The following is a 15,250-nucleotide window of genomic DNA, read 5'->3' as shown; positions in this document are numbered from 1 at the left end:
TAGAAATAAAAAATGCGAGCTAAGCTCGCATTTTTTTTAAAGCGTTAATTACTCAACAGTAACAATTTTCATTGTATTTGTTGCGCCAACCGTTTCCATTGAATCACCATGCGTTAAAATCACAGTATCACCTGACGCTAATGATCCTTGGGCAACAAGCGTATCTAAAGCTGCTTTAACCATTGCATCTTTTTCTGTTTGTGTTGAATCAAAAAACACAGGGTAAACACCACGATAAAGTGCGGTTTGACCAAGCGTACTAGCATGACGAGATAGTGAATAGATTGGTAAACCCGAACTAATACGTGACATTAATTTTGCTGTGCTACCTGATTCAGTAAGCGTTACAATAGCTTTAACAGAGTCTAAATGGTTTGCCGCATACATAGCTGATAAAGCAATTGATTCTGCATTATTAGAAAAACGGCTGTCTAAACGGTGCTTAGATACGTGTGTTTCTTTTTGTGACTCAGCACCCAAACAAACTCGCGCCATAGTCGCTACAGTTTCTTCAGGGTAATCACCCGCTGCGGTTTCTGCAGAAAGCATTACAGCGTCGGTTCCATCAAGCACTGCGTTTGCAACATCCATTACTTCAGCACGTGTTGGCATTGGGTTATCGATCATCGATTCCATCATTTGCGTTGCTGTAACAACAGTACGGTTCAATGAACGAGCACGACGAATAATAAGCTTTTGCTTGCCCATTAACGCAGCATCGCCAATTTCTACACCTAAGTCACCACGCGCAACCATAACAGCATCTGAAGCAAGTACAATGTCGTCAATCGCTTCTTGCGTTTCTACAGCTTCAGCACGTTCAATTTTTGCAAGAAGTTGCGCTTTAGAGCCAGCTGCTTCAGCTAAAGAACGAACGTAACGCATATCATCACCACTACGTGGGAAAGATACCGCAATATAATCTACATCGATTTCTGCTGCTGTGATTAAATCTTCTTTGTCTTTATCAGTAAACGCAGGGGCAGTTAATCCACCGCCCAAACGGTTAATCCCTTTATTATTTGATAAAACACCTCCCACTGTAACGGTACAGTGAACTAGATGATCAACTACTTTATCAACTGTAAGTTGAATTAAACCATCATTTAAAAGAAGTAAATCGTTAGGAGATACGTCTTGTGGAAGCTCTTTATAATCGATACCTACAGCGCTTATATCGCCTTGCCCTTTTTCCATTTTTGCATCAAGGATAAACTTAGCACCCACTTCTAGGGTTACTTTGCCTTCTTTGAACGTTGATACACGGATTTTAGGACCTTGAAGGTCGGCAAGGATAGCAATATGTTTGTTCAATCGTTTTGCAATATCACGAACTGCTTGTGCACGGTCTTTATGATCTTGAGCCACACCGTGTGAGAAGTTTAAACGTACTACGTTTGCGCCTGCGCGAATAATTTTTTCTAAGTTGTTATCTCTATCGGTAGCGGGCCCAAGGGTAGCGACTATTTTTGTGCGTCTTAGCATCAATTTCTCCTGTGTGCTTGGTGAAAGCAGGTTGACGGTTATTTTGTTTACGATAGATATAGCTTTATAAAGCTATATCTTTAGTTGTAGGCAAAGCTAAAAGAATTGCCACTATTTTATACAAAACTATTGTGTCATCATTATGACACCGGTGTCAAAATGCGTCAATGATCATAATTTTAATTTGCTTTGCTTTTAGTCACCCTTTGCTCGATGATATTTGATATAATTGCGAGGCTTTTATACCTGTAGTGAAATATTACTTTGTATTGGCTCATCGTTAGTATTTTATTACTGTATACGTATAAAGCATGCGGTATTATTGAATGAATACATTGAATTTTCTAACCAAATAGTTGTTACCGAGGAGGACACTAAATGCAAGTTGCATTAGTCGGGTTAGGCGTTATGGGGAAAAATCTTGCCCTAAATTTGATAGAAAAGGGGATAACGCTTGTTGCTTATGACAAAAACCCACATGCGGGTGAAGAGTTAATAAGTTGTGCTAAATCTCAAGGCATGGCTGACAAACTTCACATTGTTTCTGATTTAGGAGACATGGTAAGGCGTTTAGAAGCACCTCGTTCTATTTTATTACTTGTTCCTGCGGGTGAGTTAGTAGATACCGTTTGTAATGAACTGGTAAACGCAGGCGTAGAGTGTGATGATATTATAGTTGATTGTGGTAACAGTAATTATAAAGATGGTATTACGCGTAAACTTAAATACCAAAATAAATTTGAGTTTGCCACCATGGGTATTTCAGGTGGTGCAGAAGGTGCCCGCCATGGCCCAGCAATGATGGCCAGTGGGTCAGAAGGTGGCTGGGAACGTATTGAACCATGGTTTGAAAAAGTAGCTGCAAGTTACAATGGTAGCTCTTGTTTTGCACGTGTTGGCCAATCGGCAAGTGGACACTTTGTTAAAATGGTTCACAACGGCATTGAATATGCACTTATGCAACTCATTGCAGAAATGTATCAATTACTACGCTCAGGAACTAACCGTTCTCCAAAAGAAGTAGCTGCAATATTTGATGAGTGGTCACAAGGGCAGTTAAATAGTTACTTACTTTCTATCTCTAGCCACATATTAACCCTTGAAAATGATAAAAATGAGCCACTAGTCGACCTTATTGATAATAAAGTTGGCGCTAAAGGTACAGGTTTGTGGACTGCACAAAACGCGCTAGAGTTAGGAATTGCAGTACCATCACTTGTCGCTGCTGTTCAAGCCAGACACCTAACCAATGCCTGCGATACAACCGCTGCACAAGAAATGACGTACGCTTCAAAATCAACCAATATCGTTGATATTGATCTCGAAGAGCTTAAAGATGCATTTACACTTGCTAGTTTACTTGCGTATCGCCAAGGTTTAGCACTAATTAAAGGCGCATCTCGTACACACCAGTGGAAAGTTGATTTGTCGAAAACATTACAAACTTGGCGTGCAGGTTGTATTATTCGAGCTGACTATCTAGATAGCGTGGCGCAAGGAGTCGAATTTATAGATTCACTCGATAAAGAGGCGAATGCACTACGTAAGATAACAGGACAAGCTGTTATGTCTGGTTTGGCGTTTCCTGTATTAAGCTCTACACAAACTTACTTAGCAACGTTAACAACACCAAGTAATGGGCACCTAGTTCAAGCCCAGCGTGATTATTTTGGTGAGCATGGCATTAAAACCCATAGTGGTGAAACCTGCCATTTGACTGACCTAGTTGAGATTGAAGCTAAAGTTCGTTAATTCTTTATTAGACAAAAAGGCACGCTATAAGCGTGCCTTTTTTGATTCTGCGATGTGTAACTCTTTATCTTGTTAATTCACCACGCATATTATCTTGCATTAAGTGGCGAATAGTCTCGATTTCTAGATTCTGGCTGAATAGGCAATGAAGTTTGGTTAAGCAGGCTTCTAAAGTCATATCATACCCACTAATAACGCCAATATTTAATAATGCGTTGCCGGTTGCGTAACCGCCCATATTGACTTGACCTTTTAGACATTGTGTTAAATTAACAATAATCATTCCTTTATTACTTGCTTCACTTAACACAGATAAAAACTTATCGTCCTGAGGTGCATTACCCACGCCAAAGCTCAATAACACTAAAGCTTTAATGTTATCGTTTACAAGACTCTTCACCACCTCGGTACTTATTCCTGGATATAAATAAAGTACGCCAATTGGCTGTGGCGTTATTGTGGTTACTTGAAGTTCGTTTTCAACATAAGGACTTAGTTGGCCTTTAATAAGTTGAATATTAATACCTGATAATGCAAGAGGCTCTAAATTTGGTGAAGCAAAGGCATCAAAACCATCTGCATGTGCTTTAGTGGCTCTATTACCTCTAAATAACTGGTTATTAAAAAACAGACTCACTTCTGCAATTGGGTAATTAGCAGCTAAGTACATTGCATTTAACAAATTAACCTGTCCGTCAGATCGTAGTTGAGAAAGTGGAATTTGCGATCCGGTAACAATAACGGGTTTAGTTAAATTATCAAACATGAATGAAAGTGCGGATGCAGTATAGGCCATGGTGTCTGTACCATGCAGTACAACAAAGCCGTCGTATTGCTGATATTTACTTTTTATATCATCTGCAATAAGTTGCCAGTGTGCAGGGGACATGTCAGATGAATCAATAAGTGGACAGTATTCGTGAATATCGAATAAGGGCATTTCATCACGATTAAATTCGGCATTGTTCATAACCGTTTCGGTTAAGAAACCTTCTGCGGGAATGTAACCCCGACTTGATTTTTTCATTCCTATGGTACCGCCGGTATAAGCGATATAAATGCGTTTACGTTTCATAAAAAAAGCCCAGTAAAAAAACTGGGCTTAGTATAACCTGTCGCTAGTGTAAATAAAGCAACGAGTGTGGATCACGCACCTTTATTGTGCAACTTTACACTCTAAACAACGAGCGTACACACCCTGTGGATCGTTATAATCCTTGAGGCTTTCAACTTCACTACTCAGTTGTTGTATGACGCTGTTTAAATTAGCTTGTGTTGCTAAAACAGATGGTGCTTGTGTTTGAAGACCCAACATCGATTTCACTGATGCACTTCCAAAAATGTCTTGTAGCATTTTTTCTTGCGGGCTCAAATCTTGTGTGATTGTTTTAACATCGTAGTTTTCTAACTTAGCAAGGGCGGCTGCAGCATCAATTGCATCTTGCTTATCACCTAGCTTATCAATTAATCCCAGTTCAAGTGCTTGAGAAGCAATCCAAACTCGACCTTGCGCAATTGCATCAACTTCCTCAGGCGTCATGCCTCGAGCTTGAGCTACAACATTCAAAAATCGACCGTAAGCCTCTTCAACACTCATTTGAATAACTTGAGCCATTTTTTCGTTAAGTGGGCGAGTGACAGAAAAACCTGCCATTTCGGTGGTTGCAACACCATCAGAATAAACACCAATTTTTGATAATGTATTTTCAAATGTCATAAATGTACCAAATACACCAATAGACCCTGTAATCGTACTTGGTGCAGCCCAAATTTCGTTTGCAGCAGATGCAATCCAGTAACCGCCAGATGCCGCAACAGAACTCATTGATGCGATAACAGGTTTACCGGCTGCTTTTAGAGCTAATACCTCTGCGCGAATAACTTCAGATGCGAACATACTACCGCCACCTGAATCAATACGAAGTACCACTGCTTTTACTTTATCATCAAGTCTTGCTTTACGGAGAAGGGCAGCGGTAGAGTCACCACCAATTTCGCCCGCTCTGCGCTCACCATCTACAATTGTTCCTCTCGCTACAACAACCGCTACTTTCTCAGTAATTGGGTTATCAAAAACGACAGGAGGTTTAACCAGGCTCAGGTATTGACGAAACGATACGTGTTTAAATGTTTTACCATCTTCTTGCGCACCCACTAAATCTATCAATTGTTGGCGTATTTGCTGACTTGTTTTAAGCGAATCAACCCATTGATTATCGAGTGCATATTTACCAGCATCACCGTTAGCCGCTTGCATTTTTTCTAGGTAAACATCCATAGTTTCATCAAAGTTTGACTCATCGAATGGACGTACAGCAGAAACATCTTGCTTATATTCATTCCAAAGTGCACCTAACCATACACGGTTTGCTTCTTTAGCCGCATCAGACATATCGTTACGGATAAAGGGTTCAACAGCTGATTTAAATGTACCTACTCTAAAAATATGCTGTGTTACTTCTAGCTTTTCTAGTGCGTCTTTAAAATACAGTGGGTACATGCCGTAACCTTCAATAGCTACGCTTCCATACGGATGCATCGCTATTTCGTCAGCATGTGCAGCAATGTAATACTGCGCTTGCGTGTAGTAGTAACCTGTAGCGATTACTTTTTTGCCAGCCTGTTTGAAGCCTTCAATAGCGTTGGTAATTTGTTTAAGTTTATTTAAATGCGCTTTAGGCATTTCTTGTAAATCAAGAAGTAGTACACTGATACGACTATCTTTTGCTGCTTCGTTTATGACTTCAACAACATCATCGAGTAAAATCTCACTTGGTTCGTCGTTACCTGATGTTGCGTCATTTAAAGCCGCTTCAATAGGATCTACATATAACTTTTCTTCAACCAATGGGCCATTTAGGTTTAACCTAAGAACAGAGCCTTCCTCTACAATAATTTTATCATCATCGCTTGATATACCTGCAATAAATACAATAACAAGTAGTACAAACAAAAAGTTGATTATTAATCGACGAGAAAAGTTTATTCCAGCCCAAATACCTTTGAATATTTTTGCTATCAAAATAGCTCCTTAATTTGGTACAGCTAATACATTTGTTTCATCTTATCCTAGAATAAATATAAATTTAACTGCTAAATCGTAACGAAGTGTTTATAAATACGTTTAAGCTACCGAAAACAATGGATTTATTATGCTATACACGCTCGCATTAAATAGTAATTTTGAGATGAGTACGTATTTTAAGCGTGTCTTAAGTATTAATTAAATACATGCAAATATTGCTTATTCGTTATCATTAAAGCAGAATTAGTGAATCTACACAGGTTAGACCAGTTAATGGGGCATGAGATGTTAGAACAACAACTACAATTAAAACACACACAATTACGAAACAGATTAGTTATGGGCTCAATGCATACGGGCCTCGAAGAGGGATGGCATAACAGAAAACGTTTACGTGCATTTTATGAAGCCCGTGCAAAAGGCGGCACAGCCATGCTCATTACCGGTGGCTATAGCCCGAACCTGCGAGGCAAGTTAACGCCAATATCGTCTTCTTTTAACAGTTATTATGATGTTTTTAAGCATCGCGCATACACAGACGCTGTTCATAAACATGGTGGGAAAATTTGTTTACAGTTACTGCATGCGGGTCGCTATGCTTATCATCCTTTCAATCAGGCACCTAGTGCAATTCAGGCTCCAATTAATCCCTACAAGCCTAAAGAAATGTCACTGAGCTCAATCAAAAAAACGATTAAAGACTTTGCACACTCTGCTTATATGGCTGAAAAAGCAGGGTATGATGGCGTTGAGGTAATGGGGTCTGAAGGTTATTTGATTAACGAATTCATGGCGCCACACACTAACAAACGCAAAGACGAATTTGGTGGAAGCCTTGAAAACAGAATGCGCCTAGCGCTTGAAATAGTCAAAGCGGTTAGGGCTAAAGTATCTGATAAATTTTTAATTATATTTAGACTGTCAGTTATGGATCTAATCCCTGATGGGTCCACTCCTGATGAAGTGGTTATTCAAGCCACTGAGCTTGAAAAAGCCGGGGTTGATATTTTTAATACGGGTATTGGCTGGCATGAAGCGCGCGTTCCTACGATTGCTAGTATGGTTCCACCAGGAGCCTTTAAAGAAGCGTCTAAGCGCTTAAAAAGTGTTGTTAGCGTTCCAGTCATTGCAGTAAACCGTATTAATACACCTGACATTGCAAATGACATTTTAAATGCAGGTGAAGCCGACCTCATATCAATGGCTAGACCTTTATTAGCTGATCCTGAGTTTTTTAATAAATATCAAAACGATCAAACAAAACAAATTAACATTTGTATTGGCTGTAACCAAGGCTGTTTAGATCATGTATTTAAAAATAAACGTGCAACCTGCTTGGTTAATCCTCAAGCGGCTTTTGAACTTGATTACCCGCTCGATAAAGCGACAAACTCAAAAAATGTACTTGTTGTGGGCGCAGGCCCTGCTGGCTTATCCGCAAGTTGTTATTTGGCTCAAAAAGGTCATAAGGTCACTTTGATTGACCAAAAAGCGCAAATGGGTGGCCAATTTAATTTAGCCATGCAAATACCTGGCAAAGAAGACTTTAATCATACACTGGCATACTTTATTAATGAGCTAGAACGTTTAGATGTAGCGGTTAAGCTCGAAACATCATACAACGAGTCAATGCTGACACAGTACGACGACATTGTATTTGCCACGGGTGTTCGCCCACGTGAGGCGTCAATTAAATGTAGTGATAACAAACGCGTATTTGCATACGATGAAGTAATTCGTGGCGAAGTCGAGTTAGGCAACTCTATTGCCATTTTAGGTGCTGGCGGCATTGGTTTTGATATGGTGGCATTTTTAAGTGAACATAAATCACAAACCATTGATGAGTTTAAAACGCAGTGGGGAATTGAATGTGAACCGAAGCCACACAAAGACGAGCGTCAGTTGTACATGTTAAAAAGAAGCTCTGGCCGATTTGGTAGTGAACTTGGAAAAACAACAGGTTGGATCCATCGTCAAGTAGCTAAGCAGCATGGTGTAAAACAAATTGCGGATTGTCAGTATCAAAGCTTTGATAGCAAGGGTTTAACTATTACAGTTGGTGGTGAAACTCAGGTTTTACCGGTCGACACTGTTATTGCGTGTATTGGTCAAGTTTCAAATGATGAAGTTGTAAAGCCTCATGCTGAAAACGCTAAAGTACACGTTATTGGTGGCGCTAAACTCGCTGCTGCAATTGATGCTAAGCGCGCTATTTTTGAAGCCCTTCAAATAGCGAGAAGTATTTAACCTTTCGACAAGTTGAAATAGTTTAGTAATTCATGCGGTCTTGGTTGTTTATAGTCTATAACTAAATAAACATTAAACACAGGATACGCATGAACACACTGACCCGCTTCTATGTAGCTGCAATAGGTAAACTATCATTTTTAGATGGGTTACCTCCTTTACTTTTTAGATTAATTTTAGCCCCTGTGATGATTATCGCGGGTTATAATAAGCTCGCCATCAGCGGCGATGCTACTGGCTTTTTCAATAATTTATTAGCATCACCTGATGTTGTGCAATGGTTTGGAAATAGTGAATGGGGCTTAGGTTTACCTTTTCCCGACTTACTTGCATTTTTAGCTGGTTGGAGCGAATTTTTGGGTGGTTGGTTTTTATTATTAGGTCTATTGACTCGCTTCGTAAGTATTCCTCTAATGTTTACTATGGTTGTTGCTGCAACATCAGTACATTGGCACAATGGCTGGTTTGCAATTGCTCCGACTAATCCTGATACGAGTGCAGCTCAGGTACTTGATTGGTTATCTATACCGGGCGCCAAAGAAAGTCTTGAAAACTCAGTTGAAGTACAAGAGCGAATTGGCAAAATACGATCAATAGTCGATGAGCATGGATTTGTAGATTACCTGTACGAAAAAGGTAAACCTTCAATATTAAATAATGGGATAGAATTTGCTGCCATTTATTTCGCTATGCTCCTGAGTTTATTTTTCACTGGTGGTGGGCGTTTTGTAAGCGTTGACTATTGGCTAAGAAGAAGTGTCTTTAAAGAGTAAATTTAACGTGAGTTTATATACGCCAGCAAAAATTATTTTTTGCTGGCGTTTTTATTTCAATATTTATCAACACAGACTTAAAATGTTACCCTAGCGTTTTAAATATCGAGAAATAATTATGGACGCTATTGAGCTTTTATTAACTCGCCAATCCGACTCAAAACTAACAGAGCCAGGCCCATCAATTGAGCAGCTTAATATTATTAAACAAGCTGCACTTCGTGTCCCCGATCATGGTTGCATAGCGCCATGGCAATTTATTGTTGTTGAAGGGCAAGCGCGTGAAAAGTTAGGGTCGATTTACCACGAGAGTGCTGTGGCAGAGCAACAAGAAGATAAAGTTATAAACCGAGCTAAAGAATTACCGCTTCGTGCTCCAATGATCATCATCGCCATTGCTAAATATCAACAACATCCTAAAGTTCCTCGTATCGAGCAAGTGCAAAGCGCAGGGTGTAGCGTACTTGCAATGCAACAAGCCGCATTTGCACAAGGGTTAGGGGGTATTTGGCGCACGGGTTATTTTGCACAAAGTAATGCGGTTAAGCTAGCGCTTAATTTAAACGAGTTAGATGAAATTGTGGGTTACTTGTATATAGGTACACCTGCCGTCGATTGTAAAAAGTCACCAAGGCATAAGCCAGAAGCTTATTTTACGGATTTATAAATAAGTGTGAACTTTTACATACATATAGGGTCACTTATAATAGAGTGTAAATTTTAACCGCTGATTATTATTGTCAGTGAGAAACTGCAAGAAGGGCATGGATGCTAAATAACTTGATAATTCTTCTGCAGATTGTTTTTTAATCGGTTGTTTTTTGATAATGTATGGAGAGTCTCAAAATAATAACGATAAAGAAGACTTAAATTATGGGAAATTTATTTTTACGTGAAAAAGAAAACTGGCTCGCTTGGTCAATTTGGGGCCTTTTAGGTGCGTTTGTTACGTTATATGTAGCAATGAGTACAAATGCAGCCCCTTTTATTGCCGGTTCAGCTGTCAGTGTATTGGTATTACTTACTTGGTGGATGCAACAATCTAAACGATTTGATTTTGGACGCGCATTTAAAGTGTGTTGTTATGTGCTTATGTTAAGTATTCTGCCTACTTTTATGTTTGTCATTGTGCCAAGTGACGATTTAAACCGTTTTGATTTAATTTTTCAAGGGGTTACTTTTTTCTCATTGAGCTTATTGGTTTGCTTAGTGTGTTCTTGGATTGCGCGTAGGCCTAAACAGTATTACTAGTAACCGCTATTTTTAAAATCTTTAAATGAATAAGTGATAGTTTTTTACGCTATTAGATTAAATTTTATTTTTTTACATTTAAAGCTTTACAAATATCTCGATAACCCATATTATTCGCGCCGTACGGAGAGATGGCAGAGTGGTCGAATGCACCGGTCTTGAAAACCGGCATAGGTTTGTAGCCTATCTAGGGTTCAAATCCCTATCTCTCCACCATTATTTAAAAAACCGCCTTATGGCGGTTTTTTGCTATCTGGGGTTTGATAAATGACAGACAACGCAACTATTCCTATGAGTGCACAGCTTTTAAAACACATTCTTTTATGGACCGTGTTTGGTTACTGTTACCAAAGCGGCATGAGCGTACTAATTAAAATGGCAGCCGATGCACAACCAGAACACCCATTAATTACAGCGTTTGCATATGGTGTAGGTTTTAATATTTTAGTGGCCCACTTAATTACTAAGTACGATACAAAATGGCCCCTAGTTGCCTCAGTATTTATTGGTGTAGTTGGATTAGTCGCTGTACCAATTATTATTGGCGGCACCGCTAGTTTATTAACTTTTTCATTGCTTGCTGGATTTTTATTCAGTTTGATACTTAGTTGCTTTATTGTTGGTCTGTTAAAGGTAAAACTCAATAAAAACTAGCACCAAACGTGCGTTATTTTGTGATAGCATACTCATGTCTTTTAACTAACAAAACGTGAAAAACACATTATGTCAGATAATTTTACTACAGATGCTGAAAAAGCAAGTTACGGTATTGGCTTACAAATGGGTGAGCAACTTAAGTCTAATCCTTTTGAAGGCTTAAACCTAAATTCAGTGTTTGAAGGCATGAAAGATGCGTACGCAGGTAGCGCTTTTCAAGTTGAGATCCCAGAGATCCAAGCTGCATTTGAAAAAGTTAACGAAGAGATTCAAGCTCGTCGTGAAGAAGAGTCAAAAGTACTTTCTGCTGAAGGTATTGCATTCTTAGAAGAAAACGCAAAACGTCCTGAAATCACTGTTACTGAGTCTGGTCTTCAATATGAAGTATTAGCAACAGGTGAAGGCGAAAAGCCAACTGCTGAGTCTACAGTACGTGTTGATTACCACGGTACATTAATTAACGGTACAGTATTTGATAGCTCTTACGAGCGCGGTCAACCAGCTGAATTCCCAGTAGGTGGCGTGATCAAAGGTTGGACTGAAGCGTTACAAATGATGCCAGTAGGCACTAAATGGCGTATTTACGTTCCTCATGAGCTAGCTTATGGTGAACGTGGTGCAGGTGCTGCAATTGCACCTTTCTCAACGCTTGTATTTGACGTTGAGCTACACGAAATCCTTTCTTAATAGTCATTATTAAGTTAGTTAAAAAACCGCGCTTACTTATAGCGCGGTTTTTTTGTGCCTATTAAAAATTACCTTTAATTATTGTCAGGCAATACGAACAGTCACTTTTAAAATGATTAACGCCAAACGCCAAACGCCAAACGCCAAACGCCAAACGCCAATTACAAAGCAAGTCATTAAAAAAACCGCATTTAAAAATGCGGTTTCAAAAGGGAGTTATTAATTAAACACTTTAATGTCAAAGCATAGCTTTTAATGATTAAAAGTAGCCGCGAACACCCAAGCGAATATTTCTACCTGGAAGAGGGGCTTTATCTTTTATAAATGAGGTATGAACAAACCCAAGCTCATCAGTCAGGTTATCAACATTTATATAAAATTGAGCATCAACAGCACCTAACCCTAATTGGTAGTTAGCTTGAGCATCAAATAAAGTATAACCATCCGTTCGGCTTTCAAACGCAGTGATATCATTTTGATCGAAGTAATGTGTGCCAGTTAACGTTAGTTGCAATTTACCTAAATCATACTGTAACTCAGAGCCTAACTTATTTGCAGGTATACGCGGCAAGTTGCCTTCATCACTTTTAAGTTTAGCGCGGGTAGAGTCACCAAATACTTTAACCATTGTGTTTGGTGTAATTTGGTAGTGTGCATCGAACTCAAATCCATAGAGCTCTGCATCTTTGCTTTTAAATTGGTAAACAGCTACTACATCGTCGTGTGCACCAACAGCTGATTCTAAACCCTCTTCTTCATCGTAAACTAAGCCCGTATTTTCTTGGAAATAGAAATTTTTAATATCGTTATAGAAAAAGTTTACAGTGTAACCAAAATCTCCACTAAAGCGTCTAAAGCTTAAATCAAGGTTAGTTGATTTTTCTTGTTTGATGTCCTCAGGTTCAAAGTGGGCTTCGTTATCTTCGATGTGGTAACCTAAGCCAAGTTCGTAAGTACCTGTAGCAATGTGTAGGCCATTAGATAACAGCTCAGCAGAAAGCGGCGCACGCTCAGAATGAGATAGGCTCAGTGCTAAACTTTGTCCTGGCGTATATTGCCAAATAGCCCCTGCAGATGCACTTACGTTAGTAAAGCTTTCACTGTAGGCAATTATCTCTTCTTCATGTTCTTCTTCAAATTCTTCAAATTCTTCATCATGGTCATGATGATGCTCAGCTGAAGATATATTACTTTCAATTTTGTAATCTTCAATACGAGCACCAAGCTCTAAAGTAACATCACCAAACACGCGTTCTTCTAACACATAAAGTGCATTTGAGGTTGTTATACTTGCTGGAGTAAATGCTTCATCACCAATTGCGTCGTAGTCAGAATTGCTGTAATGATAGCCTAACATACCATGCCAGTCCGCGAACTTATGTTCTACGTTTAAACGCGCTTCGGTAGTTTTATTAGTGAACGTGGTACCAATTTCACCATCTTCAATTTCACTGTGTGAATAGTCTGTATAACCTATACGTAGGTTGATTGTCTCTATCCAGTTATTGTGAAGCGCATAGCTGATTAAGCCTTGCCAACGGTCTTGCTCTAGCTGTGCAAAAACAGCTTCTTCGCCTTCTTCTTCACCCTCATGTTCTGCATGTTCTTCTTCAGTTTCACCTTCGTGATCATGCTCATGATGATGTTCATGTCCAGGTATTCCATAGTCAGTTTCTATACTACCGTAAGAAAATCCGACAGTAAGGTGCTCGCCAACGTAGCTAGTACCAAAATTTAGTGTTTCGCTATCAATAAACGTGTTTTCTACTGTGTTTTCAGTTTCAACGTCGCCATCTACGTCAGTTACTGTAAATGTAGGCGTTTCATAGTCATCGCCACTGCGTTTAGTCCCATCAAAATGAAAGTTAAATCCGTCATTTCCTGTTTCTAGTTTTGCGGCGACGGTATTTGAGTTAGAAACCGTGTCATGGCTGTACTCAGCGGCGCCAGTTAAATCATCTAAATTGCTCGTTGGAATACGGTTATCAACCACATTTACCACACCACCAATTGCACCTGAGCCATACAACAGCGTACTTGGTCCACGAAGTACTTCAATTTGTTCAGCTGCTAAGCTGTCGCTTGAGGTTGCATGGTCTGGTCCAATGCGCGATGCATCACTAGCATCTAATCCGTTTTGGGTGATTTTAACGCGAGGACCATCTAAACCTCGAATAATAGGGCTTGAGGATACAGGGCCAAAGTAGCTTGCATTAACACCAGGTAAACCTTTTAGTGTTTCGCCAAGTGTTGGTTTAGATTTATTTCTTAACTCATCACCCGACAGAACGCTTACAGGTGAAATCATTTCTAAGCTGCTTTTGTGTAGCGCAGATGCATAAACCACAACGGTTTCAACCGAGGTTGGTAAAAGTGAAACCGTGACATTGTTTGACGATTCAGTCACCGTTATTCTTGAATCTACGTAGTTGTCTTTACTGATATGAAGTTGGCTGTTAGCGTCAATTTCAATTGAGAATTCGCCAAGCTCATTACTTTTTATAGTTTGATTTTTTCCATGAACATGAATGGAAGCGTTTTCAATAGGTTGATTTTTATCGTTTATTACCTTACCTGTTATTGTTGCAGCTAAGGCGGATTGGGTGCATAAAACCGATAATATGGCAGAAGAAATTAATGTTAACTTTGTCATTGGTAAATTATTTGGTGATTACATGTTGTGATATAATATAACAGTTCGTAATTTGTGAATCAACAATGTTATACTATAACTTTTGTGTTTGCGGTTAATTAACTAAAAATGATGATAAATCACTCAGGCTAGTTGGTATTTTATCTGCTATCAATCATTAGTACATCAAGCTTGTATTGTGCTCGTGTTTGGTTTTTTAAGTCAGTAGGCTCTAGCATTTCACATTCGTCACGTAGCATTTCGGCTATTAGGCTAGGGTATTGGCGGCAATCTTCAGGTCGGTCTAGGTAAATATTACATATGAATTTATCGCGAACACCTTCATCTTTTTTAGGTTCAACTGCTAAAAAAGGGCAGTTATTTAATTTATCACCCGTGTTCGGATCAAACCAAATTTTATTGTTTTGTACATATTGATAAATTTCGGGATTAAAGAGCGCCCACATTTCAATTTCTTCTGATGATACATCGAGGTCACCACCACCATATTTGGTACAGCACTTACCACACTGGTTACACTCTTTCATGATTTATTCATCTTTATATAATTTTTACAATTATTAGTTTAACAGCTCGTGTTAAATTGTTTGAAATTATTATTTTTTTATTAACCCTAAGCATTTAAGTTTATAGCCTGAAAGAGCTTACCAAATATTCTTTTTCGTTCTGATATTTACAAATCCACAATAGTTAAGTCTTTTAGAGGGTTTTACTACCTAT

At 39.0% G+C, this 15,250-nt stretch carries 12 protein-coding genes and 1 tRNA gene; 8 read left to right on the top strand and 5 right to left on the bottom strand.

Annotation, left to right across the window (positions count from 1 at the left end; genetic code table 11):
- Positions 1–48 precede the first annotated feature (48 nt).
- Positions 49–1,485, bottom strand: coding sequence for a pyruvate kinase (gene pyk, locus PMAN_RS07165; RefSeq protein ID WP_010557428.1), 1,437 nt, complete (start codon positions 1,483–1,485; stop codon positions 49–51).
- Positions 1,486–1,863: 378 nt separating this feature from the next.
- On the opposite strand from pyk, the gene gndA reads away from it, so the two are divergent.
- Positions 1,864–3,237, top strand: a complete 1,374-nt coding sequence (gene gndA / locus PMAN_RS07160) for an NADP-dependent phosphogluconate dehydrogenase (protein ID WP_010557427.1) — start codon at positions 1,864–1,866, stop codon at positions 3,235–3,237.
- Positions 3,238–3,301: 64 nt separating this feature from the next.
- On the opposite strand, the gene ansA is transcribed toward gndA, so the two are convergent.
- Positions 3,302–4,312, bottom strand: coding sequence for an asparaginase (gene ansA / locus PMAN_RS07155; protein ID WP_006794462.1), 1,011 nt, complete (start codon positions 4,310–4,312; stop codon positions 3,302–3,304).
- Between the two features lie 81 nt (positions 4,313–4,393).
- Positions 4,394–6,259, bottom strand: a complete 1,866-nt coding sequence (gene sppA, locus PMAN_RS07150; RefSeq protein ID WP_010557426.1) for a signal peptide peptidase SppA — start codon at positions 6,257–6,259, stop codon at positions 4,394–4,396.
- Positions 6,260–6,547: 288 nt separating this feature from the next.
- Between sppA and PMAN_RS07145 the strand changes: the two genes are divergently transcribed.
- From PMAN_RS07145 to PMAN_RS07115, 7 genes are all read left to right on the top strand, one after another.
- Positions 6,548–8,509 carry an oxidoreductase gene (locus tag PMAN_RS07145; RefSeq protein WP_010557425.1) on the top strand — a complete coding sequence of 654 codons (1,962 nt, stop codon included), beginning with the start codon at positions 6,548–6,550 and terminating at the stop codon, positions 8,507–8,509.
- Between the two features lie 89 nt (positions 8,510–8,598).
- Positions 8,599–9,282 carry an HvfX family Cu-binding RiPP maturation protein gene (locus tag PMAN_RS07140; RefSeq protein ID WP_010557424.1) on the top strand — a complete coding sequence of 228 codons (684 nt, stop codon included), beginning with the start codon at positions 8,599–8,601 and terminating at the stop codon, positions 9,280–9,282.
- Positions 9,283–9,400: 118 nt separating this feature from the next.
- On the top strand, positions 9,401–9,949 hold the full coding sequence (locus PMAN_RS07135) for an NAD(P)H nitroreductase (RefSeq protein WP_010557423.1): 549 nt from the start codon (positions 9,401–9,403) through the stop codon (positions 9,947–9,949).
- A gap of 206 nt (positions 9,950–10,155) precedes the next feature.
- The gene (locus PMAN_RS07130) at positions 10,156–10,533 is read left to right on the top strand and encodes a hypothetical protein (RefSeq protein WP_006794457.1); all 378 of its coding nucleotides are present in this window, start codon (positions 10,156–10,158) and stop codon (positions 10,531–10,533) included.
- 125 nt (positions 10,534–10,658) lie between these two features.
- A tRNA-Ser gene (locus PMAN_RS07125) sits at positions 10,659–10,749 on the top strand.
- Positions 10,750–10,800: 51 nt separating this feature from the next.
- Positions 10,801–11,187, top strand: coding sequence for a hypothetical protein (locus tag PMAN_RS07120; protein WP_010557422.1), 387 nt, complete (start codon positions 10,801–10,803; stop codon positions 11,185–11,187).
- Positions 11,188–11,256: 69 nt separating this feature from the next.
- Positions 11,257–11,877, top strand: coding sequence for a BamJ family beta-barrel-assembly machinery protein (locus PMAN_RS07115; protein WP_006794455.1), 621 nt, complete (start codon positions 11,257–11,259; stop codon positions 11,875–11,877).
- Positions 11,878–12,136: 259 nt separating this feature from the next.
- Here PMAN_RS07115 and PMAN_RS07110 read toward each other — a convergent pair whose 3' ends face one another.
- Both PMAN_RS07110 and PMAN_RS07105 read right to left on the bottom strand, forming a co-directional pair.
- A complete protein-coding gene (locus PMAN_RS07110; protein ID WP_010557421.1) occupies positions 12,137–14,530 on the bottom strand; it encodes a TonB-dependent receptor in 2,394 nt (797 codons plus the stop codon).
- A 140-nt stretch (positions 14,531–14,670) separates the two neighbouring features.
- Positions 14,671–15,057, bottom strand: a complete 387-nt coding sequence (locus PMAN_RS07105; protein WP_010557420.1) for a YkgJ family cysteine cluster protein — start codon at positions 15,055–15,057, stop codon at positions 14,671–14,673.
- Positions 15,058–15,250 lie beyond the last annotated feature (193 nt).

The sequence above is a fragment of the Pseudoalteromonas marina genome (genome assembly GCF_000238335.3).
GTDB lineage: Bacteria > Pseudomonadota > Gammaproteobacteria > Enterobacterales > Alteromonadaceae > Pseudoalteromonas > Pseudoalteromonas marina.
The sequence above is the reverse complement of the archived record's forward strand: the minus strand, read 5'-3'. Positions and strand labels throughout refer to the sequence as shown.

What these genes read in the sequence shown, in the direction of transcription:
- pyk (WP_010557428.1), bottom strand. Translation starts at nt 1,485, where the DNA reads ATGCTAAGACGCACAAAAATAGTCGCTACCCTTGGGCCCGCTACCGAT.
- PMAN_RS07135 (WP_010557423.1), top strand. Translation starts at nt 9,401, where the DNA reads ATGGACGCTATTGAGCTTTTATTAACTCGCCAATCCGACTCAAAACTA.
- PMAN_RS07110 (WP_010557421.1), bottom strand. Translation starts at nt 14,530, where the DNA reads ATGACAAAGTTAACATTAATTTCTTCTGCCATATTATCGGTTTTATGC.
- PMAN_RS07140 (WP_010557424.1), top strand. Translation starts at nt 8,599, where the DNA reads ATGAACACACTGACCCGCTTCTATGTAGCTGCAATAGGTAAACTATCA.
- PMAN_RS07145 (WP_010557425.1), top strand. Translation starts at nt 6,548, where the DNA reads ATGTTAGAACAACAACTACAATTAAAACACACACAATTACGAAACAGA.
- PMAN_RS07105 (WP_010557420.1), bottom strand. Translation starts at nt 15,057, where the DNA reads ATGAAAGAGTGTAACCAGTGTGGTAAGTGCTGTACCAAATATGGTGGT.
- PMAN_RS07115 (WP_006794455.1), top strand. Translation starts at nt 11,257, where the DNA reads ATGTCAGATAATTTTACTACAGATGCTGAAAAAGCAAGTTACGGTATT.
- PMAN_RS07130 (WP_006794457.1), top strand. Translation starts at nt 10,156, where the DNA reads ATGGGAAATTTATTTTTACGTGAAAAAGAAAACTGGCTCGCTTGGTCA.
- ansA (WP_006794462.1), bottom strand. Translation starts at nt 4,312, where the DNA reads ATGAAACGTAAACGCATTTATATCGCTTATACCGGCGGTACCATAGGA.
- gndA (WP_010557427.1), top strand. Translation starts at nt 1,864, where the DNA reads ATGCAAGTTGCATTAGTCGGGTTAGGCGTTATGGGGAAAAATCTTGCC.
- PMAN_RS07120 (WP_010557422.1), top strand. Translation starts at nt 10,801, where the DNA reads ATGACAGACAACGCAACTATTCCTATGAGTGCACAGCTTTTAAAACAC.